This window comes from Ideonella livida (genome assembly GCF_010499455.1).
Classification (GTDB): Bacteria; Pseudomonadota; Gammaproteobacteria; order Burkholderiales; family Burkholderiaceae_C; genus Ideonella; species Ideonella livida.
Genome location: NZ_JAAGOH010000010.1, coordinates 23564 through 42083, shown reverse-complemented (window position 1 = coordinate 42083; position 18520 = coordinate 23564). Strand labels below are relative to the sequence as shown.

The 18520-nt window shown below is 70.6% G+C and carries 17 protein-coding genes; 12 read left to right on the top strand and 5 right to left on the bottom strand.

Annotated features, from left to right (window positions below; translation table 11 throughout):
- Nucleotides 1–16: 16 nt before the first annotated feature.
- The 5 genes from G3A44_RS10050 (at nucleotide 17) to hemW (ending at nucleotide 4680) form a co-directional block, all read left to right on the top strand.
- A complete protein-coding gene (locus G3A44_RS10050) occupies nucleotides 17–982 on the top strand; it encodes a serine/threonine protein kinase (protein WP_163457386.1) in 966 nt (321 codons plus the stop codon).
- 40 nt (nucleotides 983–1022) lie between these two features.
- Complete coding sequence (locus G3A44_RS10045) at nucleotides 1023–1934, top strand: PP2C family protein-serine/threonine phosphatase (RefSeq protein WP_163457385.1); 912 nt, start codon at nucleotides 1023–1025, stop codon at nucleotides 1932–1934.
- 107 nt (nucleotides 1935–2041) lie between these two features.
- Nucleotides 2042–2776: a ribonuclease PH gene (gene rph, locus G3A44_RS10040; protein WP_163457384.1), complete on the top strand. Its 735-nt coding sequence runs from the start codon at nucleotides 2042–2044 to the stop codon at nucleotides 2774–2776.
- A 26-nt stretch (nucleotides 2777–2802) separates the two neighbouring features.
- Nucleotides 2803–3453 carry a non-canonical purine NTP pyrophosphatase gene (locus G3A44_RS10035; protein ID WP_163457383.1) on the top strand — a complete coding sequence of 217 codons (651 nt, stop codon included), beginning with the start codon at nucleotides 2803–2805 and terminating at the stop codon, nucleotides 3451–3453.
- A gap of 24 nt (nucleotides 3454–3477) precedes the next feature.
- Entirely contained in the window at nucleotides 3478–4680 is a 1203-nt protein-coding gene (gene hemW / locus G3A44_RS10030) for a radical SAM family heme chaperone HemW (protein ID WP_163457382.1), read from the top strand.
- A 9-nt stretch (nucleotides 4681–4689) separates the two neighbouring features.
- Here hemW and G3A44_RS10025 read toward each other — a convergent pair whose 3' ends face one another.
- Genes G3A44_RS10025 through G3A44_RS10015 form a run of 3 tightly spaced genes read right to left on the bottom strand, consistent with a single transcriptional unit; the run spans nucleotide 4690 to nucleotide 7484 of the window.
- A complete protein-coding gene (locus G3A44_RS10025; protein WP_163457381.1) occupies nucleotides 4690–5841 on the bottom strand; it encodes a protein-glutamate methylesterase/protein-glutamine glutaminase in 1152 nt (383 codons plus the stop codon).
- 34 nt (nucleotides 5842–5875) lie between these two features.
- Nucleotides 5876–6571, bottom strand: a complete 696-nt coding sequence (gene cheD, locus G3A44_RS10020) for a chemoreceptor glutamine deamidase CheD (protein WP_163457380.1) — start codon at nucleotides 6569–6571, stop codon at nucleotides 5876–5878.
- Nucleotides 6572–6602: 31 nt separating this feature from the next.
- A complete protein-coding gene (locus G3A44_RS10015) occupies nucleotides 6603–7484 on the bottom strand; it encodes a CheR family methyltransferase (RefSeq protein WP_163457379.1) in 882 nt (293 codons plus the stop codon).
- Between the two features lie 201 nt (nucleotides 7485–7685).
- Here G3A44_RS10015 and G3A44_RS10010 point away from each other — a divergent pair, with 201 nt between their 5' ends.
- Genes G3A44_RS10010 through G3A44_RS10000 form a run of 3 tightly spaced genes read left to right on the top strand, consistent with a single transcriptional unit; the run spans nucleotide 7686 to nucleotide 9639 of the window.
- On the top strand, nucleotides 7686–8441 hold the full coding sequence (locus tag G3A44_RS10010; RefSeq protein WP_163457378.1) for a GGDEF domain-containing protein: 756 nt from the start codon (nucleotides 7686–7688) through the stop codon (nucleotides 8439–8441).
- The gene (locus G3A44_RS10005; protein ID WP_163457377.1) at nucleotides 8438–9217 is read left to right on the top strand and encodes a MinD/ParA family protein; all 780 of its coding nucleotides are present in this window, start codon (nucleotides 8438–8440) and stop codon (nucleotides 9215–9217) included. The genes G3A44_RS10010 and G3A44_RS10005 overlap by 4 nt, the downstream gene beginning before the upstream one ends.
- The gene (locus tag G3A44_RS10000; protein ID WP_163457376.1) at nucleotides 9217–9639 is read left to right on the top strand and encodes a group II truncated hemoglobin; all 423 of its coding nucleotides are present in this window, start codon (nucleotides 9217–9219) and stop codon (nucleotides 9637–9639) included. The genes G3A44_RS10005 and G3A44_RS10000 overlap by 1 nt, the downstream gene beginning before the upstream one ends.
- A gap of 20 nt (nucleotides 9640–9659) precedes the next feature.
- Here the strand turns inward: G3A44_RS10000 and G3A44_RS09995 are convergent, their stop codons facing one another.
- A complete protein-coding gene (locus tag G3A44_RS09995) occupies nucleotides 9660–10376 on the bottom strand; it encodes a Smr/MutS family protein (protein WP_375138644.1) in 717 nt (238 codons plus the stop codon).
- Nucleotides 10377–10459: 83 nt separating this feature from the next.
- Nucleotides 10460–11134 carry a RadC family protein gene (radC, locus tag G3A44_RS09990; protein WP_163457375.1) on the bottom strand — a complete coding sequence of 225 codons (675 nt, stop codon included), beginning with the start codon at nucleotides 11132–11134 and terminating at the stop codon, nucleotides 10460–10462.
- Nucleotides 11135–11286: 152 nt separating this feature from the next.
- On the opposite strand from radC, the gene G3A44_RS09985 reads away from it, so the two are divergent.
- From G3A44_RS09985 to G3A44_RS09970, 4 genes are all read left to right on the top strand, one after another.
- Complete coding sequence (locus G3A44_RS09985; RefSeq protein WP_163457374.1) at nucleotides 11287–11730, top strand: FKBP-type peptidyl-prolyl cis-trans isomerase; 444 nt, start codon at nucleotides 11287–11289, stop codon at nucleotides 11728–11730.
- Nucleotides 11730–12701, top strand: a complete 972-nt coding sequence (gene ispH / locus G3A44_RS09980) for a 4-hydroxy-3-methylbut-2-enyl diphosphate reductase (protein WP_163457373.1) — start codon at nucleotides 11730–11732, stop codon at nucleotides 12699–12701. Before G3A44_RS09985 ends, ispH begins: the two co-directional genes overlap by 1 nt.
- A 101-nt stretch (nucleotides 12702–12802) precedes the next feature.
- Nucleotides 12803–14122: a serine--tRNA ligase gene (serS, locus tag G3A44_RS09975; protein WP_163457372.1), complete on the top strand. Its 1320-nt coding sequence runs from the start codon at nucleotides 12803–12805 to the stop codon at nucleotides 14120–14122.
- Nucleotides 14123–14148: 26 nt separating this feature from the next.
- Nucleotides 14149–18468 (top strand): DEAD/DEAH box helicase, encoded by a 4320-nt coding sequence (locus tag G3A44_RS09970; RefSeq protein ID WP_163457371.1) that lies wholly within the window; start codon nucleotides 14149–14151, stop codon nucleotides 18466–18468.
- Nucleotides 18469–18520: the final 52 nt, after the last annotated feature.

The window sequence follows — 18520 nt, the reverse complement described above, 5'->3', positions numbered from 1 at the left end:
GCAAAAGCGCAATTTTATGACAAAGCCCAAACCCGCCCCGTTGCCCTCAGGCACCGTGGTCGGCGGCTACACCATCGTCAGGAAGCTGGCCGCCGGTGGGTTCGGCGTGGTGTACCTTGCTGAGGACGAGGAACACCACTACGTCGCCATCAAGGAGTACCTGCCCGCCTCCCTGGCCGAGCGGGTGCCCGGTGAGCTCATCCCGCGGGTCAAGCCGGACAAGCTGCCGCTCTACCGTCTGGGCCTCAAGAGTTTCTTCGAGGAAGGCCGGTCGCTGGCGCAGATTTCGCACAGCAGCGTGGTGTCGGTGCTCAACTTCTTCCGCGAGAACGAGACCGTCTACATGGTGATGAACTACCTGCAGGGCGACACCCTCCAGGACTTCATCGTCACCGCACGCGACCTCAAGCGCGACAAGATCTTCCGCGAGTCCACCATCCGCAGCCTCTTTGACGAGATCCTGCGCGGGCTGCGCATCGTGCATCAGCACAAGATGCTGCACCTGGACATCAAGCCGGCCAACATCCTCATCACCAACGACAACAAGGCGGTGCTGCTGGACTTTGGTGCCGCCCGCGAAGTGTTGTCCAAGGAAGGCAATTTCATCCGGCCGATGTACACGCCCGGCTTTGCCGCGCCCGAGATGTACCGCCGCGATGGCAGCCTGGGCCCCTGGACCGACATCTACGCCATCGGCGCTTGCATCTACGCCTGCATGCAAGGCTATCCGCCCACCGATGCGCCGCAGCGCATCGAGAAGGACCGGTTGCAGCTCTCCCTCTCGCGCATGCGCAACATCTATTCGGACAACCTCATCGAGGTCACCGAGTGGTGCATGTCCCTGGATCCGCTGTCGCGTCCGCAGAGCGTCTTCGCCCTGCAGAAGGAACTCAGCCAGGAGACCGAGCGGCGTTATTCCTCCCTCAGTTTCACCGAACGGCTGAAACTGCAGATCGACAACATGAAGTCCGGAGCGCGCTGACCATGCCGCACCCTGACACACTCCACAGGTTGGGCCGGCCATGAGGTTCTCGGTGTTCCAGATCAGCCGCAAGGGCGGCCGCGAGAAGAACGAAGACCGCATGGGCTACTGCTACACGCGGGATTCGGGCCTGTTCGCATTGGCCGACGGCATGGGCGGGCATCCGGAAGGGGAGGTGGCCTCCCAGATGGCCCTGCAGGTGCTGGCCAATGCCTTCCAGCGCGAGGCCAAGCCGACCCTGCGCAATCCCATCCGTTTCCTGCAGGACGCCATCCTGGCCGGGCACCACGCCCTGCTGCGCTACGCCACCGAACGGTCGCTGGTGGACACCCCCCGCACCACGGTGGTGGCGTGTGTGATCCAGGCCGGCATGGCCTATTGGGCACACTGCGGCGACAGCCGCCTGTACCTGGTGCGGGGCAACGACCTGGTGGTGCGCACGCGGGACCACAGCTACACCGAGCTGCAGCAGTCGCTGGCCCATGTGGTGCCCATGGATGCGCGTTACAACCGCTCGGTGCTGTTCACCTGCCTGGGCAGCCCGGGCAAGCCGGTGGTGGACACCGCCGGGCCGGTGCCGCTGCACTCTGGCGATCGCCTCATCGTCTGCTCCGACGGCCTGTGGAGCGTGCTGACCGACACCGCCATCGTGGACATGCTCTCCACCCGCCCCCTGGCCGATGCGGTGCCCGAGATGGTGGAGCAGGCCCTGCGTAACGGCGGCACCCACGGCGACAACGTCACCGTGCTGGCAGTCGAATGGGAGGCTGCCGAGGACGCTGACACCCTGGCCGGCATCTCCACCCGCTCCATGGGCGAGGACGTCTTTGCCTCGACCATCCAGGCCACGCTGGCCGACACCGCGCCGGCCGACCTGGACGAGGCGGAGATCGAGCGCTCCATCCGCGAGATCAACGAAGCCATCCAGCGCACCAGCCGCAAGTCGCGCTGAGCCACACCGCAGGCCGTCCGGCCCCGTCGGGGGCCACGGCTGGATTTTTCTCTGCGCCGGTGACTGGGTTCACCGGCGTTGTGCTTTCTGACCCCGAGGACCTTTCCATGAGCTTCCAGCGCTCCGGCCAACGTGCCGCCCATGCCCTGCGCCCGGTGCGCATCACCCGCGGCTTCACCTGCCACGCCGAAGGCTCGGTGCTGGTGGAGTTTGGCGCCACCCGCGTGCTGTGCACCGCTTCGGTGGAGGAGCGTGTGCCCCCCCACCAGAAGGGCAGCGGCGAAGGCTGGGTGACGGCCGAGTACGGCATGCTGCCGCGCGCCACCCACACCCGGGGCAGCCGCGAGGCTGCCAAGGGCAAGCAGACCGGTCGCACGCAGGAGATCCAGCGCCTGATCGGCCGTTCGCTGCGCGCGGTGTTCGACCTGAAGGTCCTGGGGGAGCGCACCATCACCCTGGACTGCGATGTGCTGCAGGCCGATGGCGGCACCCGCACGGCGGCCATCACTGGCGCCTTCGTGGCGGCCCAGGATGCGGTGAACTGGCTGCTGGCCAAGGGGGCCATCGCCGCCAGCCCCATCCGTGACCATGTGGCCGCCGTGTCCGTGGGCATCGTGCAGGGCACGCCGCTGCTGGACCTGGAGTACACCGAAGACTCTGCCTGCGACACCGACATGAATGTGGTCATGACCGGCGCCGGCCATTTCGTGGAAGTGCAGGGCACCGCCGAGGGCGTGGCCTTCACCCGCACCGAGATGGACCAGTTGCTGGCGCTGGCCGAGGCCGGCATCACCGAGCTGGTGGCCCTGCAGAAGGCCGCGCTGGCCCAGGCGCAGGCCTGAGTGGTTTCTCCCCGAGGAGTCTGACCATGAAGCTCGTGCTCGCGTCCAACAACGCCAAGAAGCTCAAGGAGCTGAACGCCCTGTTTGCCCCGCTGGCCTTGGAGATCGTGACCCAGGGCTCGCTGGGGGTGGCCGAGGCCGAGGAGCCGCACATCACCTTCGTGGAGAACGCGCTGGCCAAGGCGCGCCATGCGGCAGCGGCCACCGGCCTGCCGGTGATCGCCGATGACTCCGGCCTGTGCGTGGATGCGCTGGGCGGACACCCCGGCGTGCAGAGCGCGGTGTACGCCCCGCTGCCGCCCCAGGCCGTGGCGCTGGCCGACCGGGAGGCCCGTCGCGCCGCGCAGGACGAGGCCAACAACACCCTGCTGCTGCAGCGTCTGGCCGAGGCCCCCGGGGCCGCTGGCGGCCGGCAGGCCGCCTTTGTCTGCGCCCTGGTGGCGCTGCGTGCCGCCGACGATCCGGAACCGCTGATCGCCTTCGGGCGTTGGCCCGGAGAGATCCTGGCCACGCGCCGTGGCGCTGGTGGTTTTGGCTACGACCCCCTGATGTACATCCCGGCACTGGGTGCCACGGCGGCGGAACTGCCGGCCGAGGTCAAGAACGCCCACAGCCACCGGGCGCTGGCCGCGGCCCAGATGCTGGCGCTGATGCGCTCGGCCTGGCGCCTGGGCTGAGGCCCCTCCCCACCAAGGTCTGCCATGCAGCTCCAAGACCGCTATCTGCGCCCGGGCACCCTGCAGCTGGGCGCGCCACCGCCCCTGTCGGTGTACGTGCACCTGCCCTGGTGCCTCAAGAAGTGCCCGTATTGCGACTTCAACTCCCATGCCCTGCGGGCCGGCGAGGGCGAGGCCCTGCCCGAATCCCGCTACCTGGACGCCGTGCGCGCCGACCTGGAGGCCAGCTTGCCGCTGGTGTGGGGCCGCAGTGTGCACTCGGTCTTCATTGGCGGCGGCACGCCCAGCCTGTTCTCGCCGGAGGGCATTGCCCGGCTGATCTCGGATCTGCGTCTGCTGCTGCCCCTGCAGCCGGGCTGCGAGATCACGCTGGAGGCCAATCCAGGGACCTTCGAGCGTGACCGGTTCCGCGCCTTCCGTGCCGCTGGCGTCACCCGCCTGTCCATCGGTGTGCAGAGCTTTGACGACGACAAGTTGCGGGCCTTGGGCCGGGTGCATGACGGCGCGCAGGCCCGTGCGGCGGTGGCCGAGGCAGCCGACTGCTTTGACACCTTCAACCTCGACCTGATGTATGCCCTGCCCGGGCAGGACCTGGACGGCTTGCGCCGTGACCTGGACACCGCGCTGTCCTTTGCGCCACCGCACCTCTCGCTCTATCACCTGACGCTGGAGCCCAACACCGAGTTTGCCCGTCGGCCGCCGCGACTGCCCGATGACGACCTGGCCGCCGAGATGCTCGACGAGGTGGTGGCCCGCACCGGTGCGGCCGGCATGGAGCGCTACGAGGTCTCGGCCTATGCGCGGCCGGGCCACCGCTGCACCCACAACCTGAACTACTGGCAGTTCGGCGACTACCTGGGCCTGGGCGCCGGTGCGCATGGCAAGTTGAGCTTTCCGCACCGGGTGATGCGGCAGGTCAAGTGGCGTGAGCCGGCGGCCTACATGCGCGAGGCCTTGGCCGGCAACGCCACCTCCAACGAGGAGGAAGTGGGCCGCAAGGCGTTGCCCTTCGAGTTCATGCTCAACCTGTTGCGCCTGCGCGAGGGGTTCGAGCCCATGCTGTTCACCGAGCGCACCGGGCTGCCGCCCTCGGCCATCGCCGGCGGCGTGGAGGAGGCGCTTGCCCGAGGGCTGCTGGAGCAGGTGGAGGGGCCGGCCGGGCGACGGTGGCGTCCGACCGCCAAGGGATTTGACTTCCTCAGCGACCTGCAGGAACTCTTTCTCTGAGCCTCGGGCTCAGACCCGGTGCAGCAGGGCGCCGTGGGTCTCGCGCAGCTTGGCCATGAGGTGCGGGGCGATCTGCGCCAACGGCAGCACCTCGTCGGCTGCCCCGTGGGCAATGGCCTCGCGCGGCATGCCGAAGACCACGCAGGTGGCCTCGTCCTGGCAGTAGTTGTAGCTGCCGGCGTCCTTCATCTGGCGCATGGCTTTGGCACCGTCGGCGCCCATGCCGGTGAGCATGATGCCGAAGGCGTTGGCGCCCACCACCCGCGCGGCGGATTCGAAGAGCACCTCCACCGAGGGCTTGTGCCGGTTGACCGGCTCGCCGTCGCGAACCCGGGCAATGTAGTTGGCGCCGGAGCGCTCCACGCTCAGGTGCAGACCGCCCGGGGCGATGTAGGCATGTCCGGGCAGGATGCGCTCGCCGTCCTGGGCCTCCTTGACCCGGATGCGGCACAGCCCATCCAGCCGCGCCGCATAGCTGCGGGTGAAGCCGGGCGGCATGTGCTGGGTGATCACCACGCCCGGGGCGTCATGGGGCAGGCCCAGCAGCACCTCCTTGGTGGCTTCGGTGCCGCCGGTGGAGGCGCCGATGAAGATGATCTTCTCGGTGGACACCCGGCCCAGGCTGGGGGTGGCCGCCGGCGGGACTGCACGAACGTCCTGTCGCGCGGCCGAGCCCGTCGCCGCCGCGCCACTGCTGCTGCCGCCGGCGGCAGCGGCTGCGGCTGCGGCGGCCGCGGACGGCGCCACATGCCGGCTCACATGGGCCTTGGCGGCGATGCGCACTTTCTCGGTGATCTCCTCGGCCAGCTGCCGCAGGCCGTCGGCGATGCCCAGCTTGGGTTTGGCCACAAAGTCGATCGCGCCCAGCTCCAGCGCGCGCAAGGTGGTTTCGGCCCCTCGCTCGGTCAAGGTCGAGACCATGACCACCGGCATGGGCCGCAGGCGCATCAGCTTGGACAGGAAATCCAGTCCGTCCATCTTGGGCATTTCCACATCCAAGGTGATGACGTCCGGGTTGAGGTTGCGGATCACCTCCCGGGCGGCCAGGGGGTCGGCCGCGGTGCCCACGCACTGCATGTCGGGCTGCCGGTTGATGATTTCGGAAAGCAGGCTGCGCACCAGGGCGGAATCGTCCACCACCACCACACGTGTTTTGGCCATGTCGGTCTCCTCGGGTTCAGGCCTGGCCGTGGTCTCAGAACAGGTCGATCGAGCCGCCGGAGCTCGCCACCGGGGCGGCCTTCTGCGCCGCCACGCGGTCCTGTGCCAGCACGGCCTCGGCATTGGTGGGGGCCAGGCGCTTGACCATGGCCTTGCCGCTGGAGGGCAGGAAGCAGACCTTGCGCGGGTAGATGTCCAGCACGTCCTTGGACACCACTGGAATGCGTTCGGTGTTGAGAAAGTCCATCACGAATTTCGTGTTGCGCTCGCCCACATTGATGGTGTTCATGCCACTGATGACGGCGCCACCGCCGAACACCTTGGCCTCCAGCGTCAGGCGGCTGGCGCCGCGCTTCATCATTTCGTTGATCAGCAGTTCCATGGCGTAGCTGCCGTAGCGGCCGGAGTCCCCCGAGCCCTCGGGCAGCATGAAGTGGTTCATGCCGCCCACCTTGGCCTGGCGGTCCCACAGGCAGGCAGCGATGCAGGAGCCCAGGGTGGTCATGACGGCGATGTCCTCGTTGTCCACGTAGTACTCGCCTGGCAGCACCTTGACCGCGTCGTTGCGGAAATGCGCATCCCAGAAAAAGAACGAGGCCTCGCCCGGCTTGCGCGCCACGGACTTGAGCCGCTCCAGGCGCGAGCCACGGGCCGCCGTGGTCGCGCTCTGCAGCGCGGGCAGGGGCGGACGGGCGCCGGAAGAGGGGGTGGAGGAGGGGCTGACGGCCATGCGGTCTCCAGGGGTTGTCGTCACCGGCGGGTCAGACCCGCTGGTAGATGGTCTTGCCGCGCAGCTGGAACAGGTCGCGCGAGTCGGTGAAGTTCTCGGAATGGCCCACGAACAGCAGGCCCTGCGGCTTCATCACGCCATGGATGCGTTCCAGCACCTTGCGCTGGGTCGGGTGGTCGAAATAGATCATCACGTTGCGGCAGAAGACCATGTCGAAGGACTCGCCGACCGACCAGCTCGGGGTCATGAGGTTGAAGGGCCGGAACTCGACCATCTGGCCCAGCTCCGGCTTGATGCGGATCTGCCCGGCGTTGGGGCCGGTGCCACGCATGAAGAAACGCTTGAGCCGCTCGGGCGACAGCCCCCGGGCCTCGGCGCTGTAGACCCCGCGCCGGGCCTGGGCCAGCACCTTGGTGTCGATGTCGCTGGCCACCAGGCGCGCGCCTGAGCGCTCGCCCAGCACCTCGGCCAGCACCATCACGATGGAGTAAGGCTCCTCGCCGGTGGAGGCGGCGTTGCACCAGATGCGCGGCGGGCGTCCGGCGCTGAACTGGCCCTGGCGCAGCGCCTCGGCCAGGGCGTGGAAATGGTGATCCTCCCGGAAGAAGGCGGTGAGGTTGGTGGTCAGGCAGTTGACGAACTCCTGCCACTCCTGCTCGCCTTGGGCGCCGCTGGCCTGGCGCAGGTCGTCCAGGTAGGCCTTGAAGCTGCGGTGGCCGGTCTCGCGCAGCCGGCGGGAAAGCCGGCTGTAGACCATCGCCCGCTTGCCTTCATGCAGGTGGATGCCCGCGCGCTCGTAGATGAGCTTGCGCACCTGCTCGAAGTCCGAGGCGCTGAAGTTGAATTCATGCTCGGCACCGCCTTCGCCAGACGGCGAGGCGCGTGCGGGAAGGTCAAGGGTGGGCGGTGGCATGAGGGGGGCGCGAGGGCGCAAGGGTGGAGGTCGGGCAGGTCCGGCGCAGGTCAGGACAGTCCCGCCGGGACCGCATCCAGTCTTGCCCAGTGATCGGCCCCGGAGGGCGGAAGTTGAGGCGCATTTGTCGGCCTTATCGCCCGCCCTGCACGGAAGTCGAGGGCTAGACTGCCCTGGCACCTTCCCCTTGGAACCCCGTCCGTGAACCTCTCCGCCGTCCGCCGTCACTTTCCGCCCGAGCCGCCGGCGCTCCAGGTGGAGGCGGCGCTGCAGCTGCTGCGGCAGGCCGGCCATGCCGCGCCCCCCGGGGCCCCCGGCAGCCAGGCTTGGCTGCAGGGCCTGGTGGACGCCCTGTGTGAACTCTCCAGCCGCGATGTGCTGACCGGGCTGGCCAACCGCCGGGGCCTGGAGTCGGCCCTGCTGCGCGAGCTCGACCGCGTGGCGCGCACGGGCGAGCCGGCCCTGCTGCTGCTGTTGGATGTGGACGACCACCCTCGGGTGCAGCAGCTGCACGGTCGGGCGGTGGCCGAGCAGGCCCTGCAGACCGTGGGGCGTGACATCGCCGCTCAGCTGCGCCCCATGGACCTGGCCGCCCGCCTGGAGGGCCAGTGCTTTGCCGTGCTGCTGCCCAACTGCGCCCCGGGCTTTGGCCAGGAAGTGGCCGACGGGCTCTGCGCCCGGGTGGCCGCGCTGGACCTGCCCGGCTTGGCCGGGCGGCGGCTGGGCCTGACCGCCAGCGTGGGGGGCGCTTTTGCCGGCCCCGCGCGCCATGCCGACCCCGCGGCCTGGCTGGGCCGAGCCGGCTTGCAGCTCGACCGTGCACGCCTGGACGGCGGCCACCGGGCCTGTCTGGAGACCACCGCCCACTCCACCGTCTCGGCCGACGAGAAGGACCTGCTGTTCACCCCCGTGGGGGCCATGGCCGACGAGCCAGGCCCTCGGGCGGCGCGGCCATGATCCGGCCCGCGGCCCCGACCGGCGGTGCCCGCATCACCGCCGTCACCAGCGGCAAGGGCGGGGTGGGCAAGACCTTCACCACCGCCAACCTGGCCGCCTCCCTCAGCCGGCTGGGCCGGCGCGTGCTGGTGCTGGACGCCGACCTGGGCCTGGCCAACCTCGACGTGGTGCTCAACCTGCCCGCCAAGGTCACGCTGCACGAGGTCTTCACCGGGAAGGCCCGCCTGGAGGAGGCTCTGCTGCCCGCCCCCGGAGGCTTCACCGCCCTGCTGGCAGGCTCGGGCATGGTGGAATATTCGCGCCTCACCCCTGAGGTCCGCGAACGGCTGCAGCGCCTGCTGGAGACGGTGCGGCCGCATTTCGACCATGTGCTGCTGGATACCGGGGCCGGCATCTCGGACGTGGTGCTCTACACCGTCTCGCTGGCCGATGAGGTGCTCATCGTCACCACGCCTGAGCCCACCGCGCTCACCGATGCCTACGCCACCATCAAAGTGCTGGCCACCACCCAGGGCCGTCGCGAGCTGCGGCTGGTGGTCAACCAGGTGCAGAAGGCCGGCGAGGGCCGCCAGGTGCGCGCCCAGCTGCAGCAGGTGGTGGACCGTTATGTCACCCCTGGGCTCGACGGCCCGGTGCGTCTGGACTTCCTGGGCGAGGTGCCGGCCGACGTGTCGGTGCGCGATGCGGTGCGCCGGCGACAATTGCTGCTGGAATGCTTTCCTGGCAGCAGCGCGGCCGTGGCCGTGGTGGCTGTCGCCACCCGCATGGCCGACTGATGAGCGAATCGACCTCCCACACCCCTTCCTCGGCCGCCCCCGTGGCCACCCCCTTCGAGCAGCTGGGCGGCGAGCCCGGCGTGCGTGCCCTGGTGGACCGCTTCTACGACCTGATGGACCTGGAGCCCGCCTACGCCCGACTGCGGGAGGTCCACGGCAGCACCCTGGACGACGCCCGGGACAAGCTGTTCTGGTTCCTCTGCGGCTGGCTGGGGGGGCCCAACCACTTCATCGACCGCTTCGGGCACCCGCGTCTGCGCGCCCGCCACCTGCCGTTCTCCATCGGCCGGGTTGAGCGCGACCAGTGGCTGGCATGCATGTTCCAGGCCATGCAGGAGCGGCAGGTGCCCACCGAGTTGCGCGCCCGCCTGGAGCGGTCGCTCTTTGACACCGCCGACTGGATGCGCAACCGGGCCGACTGAGGCACGGGCGCTTTTCCAGCTCAGGCCACTGGCACCCGGCCGCGTGGCCGGCTGCCGAGCAACACGATCAGCGCCCCGGCGCCGCCCTGCGGGCCGGTGGCCTGGGTGAAGGCGATCACCTCCTCGCGCTGCGCCAGCCAACGCTGCACCTTGGCCTTGAGCACCGGCTCACGCCCGGGCGAGCCCAGGCCCTTGCCATGCACCACCCGCAGGCAGCGCCGGCTGTGCTGGTGCGACTGGTGGATGAAATGGGCCAATGCGTCCCGTGCCTCGTCGCGGCGCAGCCCGTGCAGGTCCAGCTCACCCTGGATCGACCAGTGGCCCTTGCGCAGCCGGGTCACCACGTCCAGGCCGATGGCGGGCCGGCGAAAGCTCAGGCCGTCGTCGGTCAGCAGCAGGCTCTCCAGGTCGACCTCGTCGCTCAGCGAGGCCTTGAGCGCCGCCTGCTCGTCGAGCTCGCGCTGGCGCGGCTCCGGCGGCGGCAGCGGCCTGCCACCGCCCTCGTGCAGGTTGCGGTCAGGCAGTCGCGTGACCGGCCCCACGGCGTGGGCGAAGGCAGCGGCCTCCCGCTCCCGGCGGCGGCGCTCGGCCTCCTCGCGGGCGCGCTGGGCGGCCTGCTGGGCCGCCCGGTCCTTGAGTTGCTGGCGCAGGGCGCCCAGGTCCTGCAGGCTGATGGCCCGCAGCGGGGCGGGGGAGGGGGAGCGATCGGCGGGCACGGCGGAACGGGCGCTGGACAAGGGCCTGCAAGCCTACCCCAAGCCCGCCAGGGCCTGCCCGGCAGGGGGCTTGCGGCGGCGCCACCGACCGAGGGCGCTGCCGGCTACAGGAGCCCGCGCTCGGCGAAGCTCACCACCTGGCCGCTGCCCACCACCAGATGGTCCAGCACCCGCACGTCCACCATCTGGAGTGTGGTCTTGAGCGACTGGGTCAGGAACTCGTCGGCCCGGCTGGGCTCGGCCAGCCCGGAAGGGTGGTTGTGGGCCAGGATCACGGCGCCGGCGTTGAGCGCCATGGCCAGCTTGAGCACTTCCCGTGGGTACACGCTGGTCTGGGTCAGCGTGCCGCGGAAGAGCTCGCGCATTTCAATCAGGCGGTGCTGCGCGTCCAGGAACAGCACCGCGAAAACCTCGTGCGGCAGGCCGCCCAGGCGCAACGCCGTGTAGTCCTTGACCTTGCCGGGGCTGTCGAAGACCGGGCCGCGCTGCAGCTCCTGGGCCAGCGCGCGCCGGGCGATCTCGACCACCGCCGCCAGCTCAGCACACTTGGCCGGCCCCAGGCCCTTGATGCGCCGGAAGTCCGCGGCCTGCGCCTGCAGCAGCCCGGCCAGGCCGCCTTGCCGGGCCAGCAGGTCCTCGGCCAGCTGCAGCACACCCTTGCCCGCCAGGCCGGTGCGCAGTAGCAGGGCCAGCAGCTCGGCGTCGGCCAGTGCAGAGGCCCCGTGGGCCAGCAGCTTTTCGCGCGGGCGCAGGGCGGCAGGCAGGTCCTTGAGGGTCATGGCGGCTCCGGTGCAGGGCAGGGGGCCGCGCGGTCGGGGCCCGATGCCGCGGGATTCTGGGCAGGCCCCTGAAGGGTCACATCCCCCCGGCGGGGGGGCCGCGGCGCCAGCCTCCTAAAATCGCCGGTTTCTCCCTGCCGCGAGGCTGCGCCGTGACCACCGTCCAACCCGGATCCTTCCTTACCCTGCACTACCGGCTGGCCGGCCCCGATGGCGCCGACGTGGTGACCACCTTCGCCGACCATCCTGCCACCCTGACCCTGGGCAGCGGCCAGCTCTCCCCGGCCATTGAGGCTCGGCTCATCGGCCTGGCCGAGGGCACCCGCACCACCTTCGCCCTGGCCCCGGGCGAGGCCTTTGGTGAGCGCAGCCCGGACATGGTCCAGCGCCTGTCGCGCCAGGTCCTGCGGGAGCTGGGGGACCCCGAGGCCGAGTACCACGTCGGTGACGTGGTGGACTTTCCCACCCCCGACAACACCGGCCGCTTCGCCGGTGTGGTGCGCGCGGTGGGCGAGGGCTGGCTGGAGTTCGACTTCAACCACCCGCTGGCCGGCCAGCCGGTGAGTTTTGAAGTGCAGATCATCGGGGTGCTGTGATGGGTGATGCCGAGATCCTGCTGGCCGAGCCCCGGGGCTTCTGCGCCGGGGTGGACCGGGCCATCGAGATCGTCGAGCGGGCCCTGCGCCTGCACGGCGCGCCCATCTATGTGCGCCACGAGATCGTGCACAACACCTATGTGGTCAATGACCTCAAGGCCAAGGGCGCCGTCTTCATCGAGGACCTGGCCGATGTGCCCGCCGGCGCCACACTGGTGTTTTCGGCCCACGGCGTGCCTAAGGCCGTGGAGCAAGAGGCAGCCGAGCGCGGCTTCCGCGTCTTTGACGCCACCTGTCCCCTGGTCACCAAGGTGCATGTGGAAGTGGCCAAGCTCTCCAAGGAGGGCTACGAGTTCATCATGGTCGGCCACAAGGGGCATCCGGAAGTGGAGGGCACCATGGGCCAGCTGCACGAGGGCATCTACCTCGTGGAGGACGTGGCCGATGTGGCCACCGTGCCGGTGCGCAACCCGCAGCGGCTGGCCGTCGTGACCCAGACCACGCTCAGCGTGGACGATGCCGCGGCCATCCATGCCGCCGTCAAGGCCCGCTTTCCGGACGTGCGCGAGCCCAAGAAGCAGGACATCTGCTACGCCACCCAGAACCGGCAGGATGCCGTCAAGGTGCTGGCGCCGCAGGTGGATGTGGTCATCGTGGTGGGCAGCCCCACCAGTTCCAACAGCAACCGTCTGCGTGAGCTGGCCGAGCGCCTGGGCACGCCCGCCTACATGGTGGACAGCGCCGCAGACCTGCAGCCTGCTTGGCTCGATGGTCGCCCGCGCATCGGCCTGACCGCTGGTGCCTCCGCCCCGGACGTGCTGGTGCAGGCGGTCATCGGCCGGCTCAAGGCCCTGGGCGCCGTCTCGGTGCGCAGCCTGCCGGGGGTGGAGGAGACCATGCGCTTTCCGCTGCCCCTGGGCCTGGGCGACAGGTCCATGGCCGAATTTGCCGCTTCGCGATCCGCGGATTGAACCCGCCCGGCGCGCCCCGCTCCTGCGGTCGGCCCGCCCCGGGGCCCTCCCGCCACCAGGCGCCCCGGAACCCTCCCTGACACCTTGCTCCCGACCCCACCATGCTTGACATCAACCAGCTGCGCCGTGAACTGGACGCCGTCGTCGCCCGCCTGGAAACCCGTAAGACCCCCCAGCCCTACCTCGACGTGGCGCGCTTCTCGGCCCTGGAGTCCGAGCGCAAGTCGCTGCAGGTGCGCACCGAACAGCTGCAGGCCCAGCGCAACAGCCTGTCCAAGCAGATCGGCATGCTCAAGGGCAAGGCCGCCAAGGGCGAGGACACCAGCGTCCAGGTGGCCGAGCTGATGGCTCAGGTGGCGGCCATCGCCGACGAGATGGGCGCCGGTGGCACCCGTCTGGAAGCCCTGCAGGCCGAGATGTCGGCCATGCTGCTGTCGGTGCCCAACCTGCCGCATGAGAGCGTGCCTGTGGGCAGCGACGAGCACGGCAACCAGGAAGTGCGTCGCTGGGGCTCACCGCGCCACTTTGACTTCGAGGTCAAGGACCATGTGGACCTGGGCACCCCGCTGGGGCTGGATTTCGAGACCGGTGCCAAGCTCAGCGGCGCGCGCTTCTCCTTCCTGAAGGGGCCTGTCGCCCGCCTGCACCGTGCGCTTGCCCAGTTCATGCTGGACATGCACACCACGCGCCACGGCTATACCGAGTGCTACACGCCCTACATCGTCAGCGGCAAGACCATGCAGGGCACCGGCCAGCTGCCCAAGTTCGAGCAGGACCTCTTCCACGTCACCTCGGGCGACGCCGAAGCCGCCGCCAACAAGTGGTACATGATCCCCACGGCCGAGGTCACCCTGACCAACACCGTGGCCGACACCATCCTGGCCGCCGACGAGCTGCCCCTGAAGCTCACCGCCCACAGCCCCTGCTTCCGCTCGGAAGCGGGCTCGGCCGGGCGCGACACCCGGGGTCTGATCCGCCAGCACCAGTTTGACAAGGTGGAGATGGTGCAGATCGTCCACCCCGACAAGAGCTACGAGGCGCTGGAAGCCATGACCGGCCACGCCGAAGCCATCCTGCAGGCCCTGGAGCTGCCGTACCGCGTCATGCTGCTGTGCACTGGTGACATGGGCTTTGGCGCCACCAAGACCTATGACCTGGAAGTGTGGGTGCCGGCCCAGGGCACCTACCGCGAGATCAGCTCCTGCTCCAACTGCGAGGCCTTCCAGGCACGCCGCATGCAGGCGCGCTTCAAGAACGCCCAGGGCAAGACCGAGCTGGTGCACACCCTCAACGGCTCTGGCCTGGCGGTGGGCCGCACGTTGGTGGCGCTGGTGGAGAACTTCCAGCAGGCCGATGGCAGCATCGCCATCCCGGCCGCGCTGCAGCCCTACCTCGGCGGCCAGAGCGTGCTGCGCGCCTGAGTGGCGCACACGCGGCGGAGTCACCCATGGCCACCCTGGCGCTGAACGACTACCTGGCCCTGGGGCCTGCGGAACGCTTCGTCGCCCTGGCGGTGACCCTGGGCGGACGCCTGCGCACCCGCCCGTGGATCCACACCCTGCTGCATGGCGGCCTGTGGCGCGATCCCGCCGCGCGCCTGACCCATGAGGTGGTGCGCCAGGCCCTGCAGACCCTGGGCCAGCACGGCTGGCTGCGGCAGGACACCTACCGCGCCGGCCACTGGGAGCCCAGTCCCCAGGCGCTGGCCGTGCTTTATCCCGCACTGCTGGAATCTGCCGACATCGACCGCCTGCGCCGTGCCCTGGCCGAGGCCGACCACTACAGCGACACCGTGGGCGGCCGGCAGGCCTACAACGTGCGCTTTCCGGACGAGCAGGCCGCCTTCGCCCGTGTCCGCCTGGAGGCCCTGGCCGCCAGCGACCCCGAGCAGCTGCGCGCCCTGGAGCACCGCCTGCCCTGGGGGATCTCCAGCCTGGGCGAGGTGCTGGACCGGGCCGTCACCGATGTGCTCGACGACGACCTGCTGCCCATGCTCCATCCCGACCTGCAGGTCGGCATGGTCCACCATGCGCTGCTGGGCCTGCTGGGCAACTGGCGCCAGCCGCCCGACCTGGACCTGAACCACTGGATCGACGAACTGCTGGCCCTGGAGACCGGCCCAAGTGGCGCCAACCTGCGCCTGCTGTGGGCGGAGGCCCAGCTCATGCGTGGCGACGCCCCTGACCTGGCCCGCCTGCTCGCCCCCGCCCTGGTGCCGCTGGCCGATCCCGATCCCGGCCTGGCCGAGCGCCAGCAGCGTGCCCTGGCCCTGCAGGCGGCCCAAGCCGTGGCGCGCGGCGCCTGGGAAGAGGCCATCGCCGGCTACGAGTCGGCCCTGCCCCTGCTGCGCAAGCTCAGCGGCCAGCGTCGCGGCCTGCTGGGGGCCTGGCCCGGCAGCCTCTATCCCCTGGCCCTCATGGCCAGGCCCGAGCCCGAGCACCTGCAGCGTGCCCTCAAATACTGCCTGGCCGAAGGCGGCAAGCGCGAGCCGGTGCCGGACTCGCCCTACGGCCTGCTGGCCGAGGCCCTGCGCATGCGACTGGCCGAGGTGCCGCTGAACCTACGCCTGTTCCTGCCCCGCAGCGGCCTGAGCTACAGCCCCCAGCATCCGGCCCCCAGCTTTTCGGGCGACGGGCCGGTCATGATCCTGGACTTCTGGCGTTGGCTGGCCCGCGCCTGGCTCAAGACGGGGGGGGAGGCCGAAGCCCTGAGCGCCGACGAGCGCGCGGCCGCCCGGCTGCTGCGCCAGCACCTGGAAGGCGCCGGCTTTGGCACCCTGAGCCGTTGGCTGGACCAGGCCCTGGACCTGCTGGACGGCCGGCCCGTGCCCGACACATTCTTCGTCAGCCCGCCGCGCCCGGCCTGGGAGCTGGCGCTGGATGCCCTGTCTGCCGTGGCCCAGCCCGAAGGGGCGGGGGCCGAGGCCGACAAGCCCGAGACCCGCCTGGTCTGGTGCCTGACCGTCGAGGAGGACGGCAGCGTGAGCGCCCTGCAGCCCCTGGAGCAGCGTCTGGGCGCGCGGGGCTGGAGCAAGGCCAAGGAGGTGCCGCTCAGCCGCCTGCAGCGCACCGCCGAGGCCCTGCCGGCCGCCGACGCCCGCCTGGCCCGCTGCATCCGCGCCGAAGCCTTCGGCCGCGGCCTGCGCCTGGACCTGCCGGCCGCCCTCTCCGCCCTGGTCGGCCACCCCCAGGTCGCCCTGTGGCACAGCCCCGAGCGCAACTTCGAGCTGGTCGAGGGCCAGCCGGAGCTGGACGTGGTGCGCGAGCCCGACCGCCTGCGGGTGCGGCTCTTGCCCGCCATCGACCTCCAGCACTGCCAGGCCGTCGAGAAGCGCTGGGCGGGCACCCCGGCCGAGCAGAAGGAGCTGGAGGCCCTGCGCGGCCTGCGCGTGGTCCTCGACAGCCCCCAGCGTGGCCGGCTGATCCAGCTCAGCCCGGCCCAGCGCCGGGTGGCCCAGCTGCTGGGCCCCCAAGGCCTGGTCCTGCCCCCGGCCGGGGCCGCCCGCCTGAAGGAGGTGCTCGGTGGCCTGGGCATGCACTTCCAGATCCAGAGTGATGCCGCCGGCGTGCAGGCCGCCCGCGAACTGCCCGCCGACGCCCGCCTGCGTGCCGAGCTCTCCCCCGTGGGCGACGCCCTGTCGCTGCGCGTGGTGGCGGTGCCCTACGGGCAGGACTACCTGGAGGAGTCGCCCCGGCTGGTGCCGGGCGCCGGCCGCCAGCGGGTGGTGACCGCCCTGCGCGGCGAGACCCTGGGTGTGCAGCGCGACCTGGCCGCCGAGCGGGCCCATCTGGACACCCTGCTGGACGCCTGCCCCATGCTGGTGCCGCCACCGGCCGGCGCCCCGGCCGAATGGCTGGTGGAAGAGCCCGAGGCCGCCCTCACCCTGGTCGAGCGCCTGCCGACCCTGGCCTGCCTGCAGGGGGTGGATTGGCCCAAGGGCCAGCCGGTGCGGGTGGAGGCCGCTGGACTGGACCAACTCGCCCTGCGGGTGCACACCCGGCAGGACTGGCTGGGCCTGGACGGTGAGCTGGGTCTGGACGAAGGCCTGGTGCTGAGCCTGCACCAACTCCTGTCCCTGACCGCCCAGCGCAAGAGCCGATTCGTGCCCCTGGGCCAGGGCCGCTACCTGGCCCTGACGCAGGAACTGCGCGAACGTCTGGACGACCTGTCGGCGGTGGCCGAGACCGCCAACGCCGCCGACCTGGCCCAGCTGCGCATCCCCGCCGTGGCCGCCCCCTGGCTGCAGCAGTTGACCGAGGGCACGCAGCTGCAGGTGGACCCTGCCTTTGCCGACCGCCTGGCCCGGCTGGACCAGGCCCGGCAGGTGGTGCCCGCCCTGCCGGCCACCCTGCAGGCCCAGCTGCGCCCCTACCAGGAGGAAGGCTATGAATGGGCCATGCGCCTGGCCCATGCCGGCCTGGGCGCCTGCCTGGCCGACGACATGGGACTGGGCAAGACCCTGCAGGCCCTGGCCGTGCTGCTGGCGCGCGCCGGCCAGGGGCCGGCCCTGGTGGTGGCGCCCACCTCGCTGGTGGGCAACTGGCGCGCGGAGGCCCGGCGCTTTGCCCCCTCTCTGGAGGTGATCGTGCATGCCGAGGGCGGCGCCGACCGCACCGAGGCGCTGGCCCAGCTGGGCCGTCAGCAGCTGGTGGTCGTGTCCTACCCCATGTTGCAAATCGACCAGGCCGCCTTTGCCGCGGTGGACTGGGCCACCCTGGTGCTGGACGAGGCCCAGGCCATCAAGAACGCCCAGGCCAAGCGCAGCCAGGCGGTGTTCGAGCTGCGGGCGGCCTTCCGGCTGGCGCTGTCGGGCACCCCCATCGAGAACCGGCTGGCCGAGCTCTGGTCCATCATGCGGGCTTGCAACCCCGGCCTGCTGGGCAGCTTGGCGCGCTTCAACGAGCGTTTCGCCGGCCCCATCGAGCGCCAGCGCGACAAGACTGCCCAGCGCCAGCTGCGCCGGCTCATCTCCCCCTTCATCCTGCGTCGCACCAAGGCCCAGGTGCTGGACGACCTGCCACCGCGCACGGAGCTGGTGCTTCAGGTGGAGGGTGATGCCACCGAGCGTGCCCACTACGAGGCCCTGCGGCGCCAGGTGCTGGCCGACGCCGAGCGCAGCCTCAGCGGCGACGCGCCCGGGCAGGCGCACCTGAACATCCTGGCCGGCCTGACCCGGCTGCGCCGTGCCGCCTGCGACCCCCGCTTGGTCTCGCCCCAGCTGGCGCTGCCCGGTGCCAAGGTCCAGGCCTTCGCCGAGCTGGCCGCCGAGTTGGTGGCCAACGGCCACAAGGCCCTGGTGTTCAGCCAGTTCGTGGACTTTCTGGCCCTGCTCAAGGCGCCACTGGACGCAGCGGGCATCGCTTACCAGTACCTGGACGGCAGCACGCCCGGGCCCGAGCGCATGAAACGGGTGGACGCCTTCCAGGCCGGGCAGGGCGACCTCTTCCTCATCAGCCTGAAGGCTGGTGGCTTTGGCCTGAACCTCACCGTGGCCGACTACGTGGTCATCGCCGACCCCTGGTGGAACCCCGCGGCCGAGGACCAGGCCAGTGGCCGTGCCCATCGCATGGGCCAGCAGCGGCCGGTCACCGTCTACCGCCTGGTGCACCAGGGCACGCTGGAGGAGAAGATCCTGACCCTGCACCGCGACAAGCGCGAGCTGGCCGACCTGCTGCTGGAGGGCGGTGAAGCCCGCGCCCTGCCACCGGCCGACGAACTGCTGGCGCTGATGCGCGGCCAGGCGCTGCCCCCCGATGAAACCGCCTGAGGTGTGAAGCCTCTTCCCAAACCCGGGACAACGAGGCTAGAATGCAAGGCTT

What these genes read in the sequence shown, in the direction of transcription:
- G3A44_RS10050 (WP_163457386.1), top strand. Translation starts at nt 17, where the DNA reads ATGACAAAGCCCAAACCCGCCCCGTTGCCCTCAGGCACCGTGGTCGGC.
- G3A44_RS10045 (WP_163457385.1), top strand. Translation starts at nt 1,023, where the DNA reads ATGAGGTTCTCGGTGTTCCAGATCAGCCGCAAGGGCGGCCGCGAGAAG.
- rph (WP_163457384.1), top strand. Translation starts at nt 2,042, where the DNA reads ATGAGCTTCCAGCGCTCCGGCCAACGTGCCGCCCATGCCCTGCGCCCG.
- G3A44_RS10035 (WP_163457383.1), top strand. Translation starts at nt 2,803, where the DNA reads ATGAAGCTCGTGCTCGCGTCCAACAACGCCAAGAAGCTCAAGGAGCTG.
- hemW (WP_163457382.1), top strand. Translation starts at nt 3,478, where the DNA reads ATGCAGCTCCAAGACCGCTATCTGCGCCCGGGCACCCTGCAGCTGGGC.
- G3A44_RS10025 (WP_163457381.1), bottom strand. Translation starts at nt 5,841, where the DNA reads ATGGCCAAAACACGTGTGGTGGTGGTGGACGATTCCGCCCTGGTGCGC.
- cheD (WP_163457380.1), bottom strand. Translation starts at nt 6,571, where the DNA reads ATGGCCGTCAGCCCCTCCTCCACCCCCTCTTCCGGCGCCCGTCCGCCC.
- G3A44_RS10015 (WP_163457379.1), bottom strand. Translation starts at nt 7,484, where the DNA reads ATGCCACCGCCCACCCTTGACCTTCCCGCACGCGCCTCGCCGTCTGGC.
- G3A44_RS10005 (WP_163457377.1), top strand. Translation starts at nt 8,438, where the DNA reads ATGATCCGGCCCGCGGCCCCGACCGGCGGTGCCCGCATCACCGCCGTC.
- G3A44_RS10000 (WP_163457376.1), top strand. Translation starts at nt 9,217, where the DNA reads ATGAGCGAATCGACCTCCCACACCCCTTCCTCGGCCGCCCCCGTGGCC.
- radC (WP_163457375.1), bottom strand. Translation starts at nt 11,134, where the DNA reads ATGACCCTCAAGGACCTGCCTGCCGCCCTGCGCCCGCGCGAAAAGCTG.
- ispH (WP_163457373.1), top strand. Translation starts at nt 11,730, where the DNA reads ATGGGTGATGCCGAGATCCTGCTGGCCGAGCCCCGGGGCTTCTGCGCC.
- serS (WP_163457372.1), top strand. Translation starts at nt 12,803, where the DNA reads ATGCTTGACATCAACCAGCTGCGCCGTGAACTGGACGCCGTCGTCGCC.
- G3A44_RS09970 (WP_163457371.1), top strand. Translation starts at nt 14,149, where the DNA reads ATGGCCACCCTGGCGCTGAACGACTACCTGGCCCTGGGGCCTGCGGAA.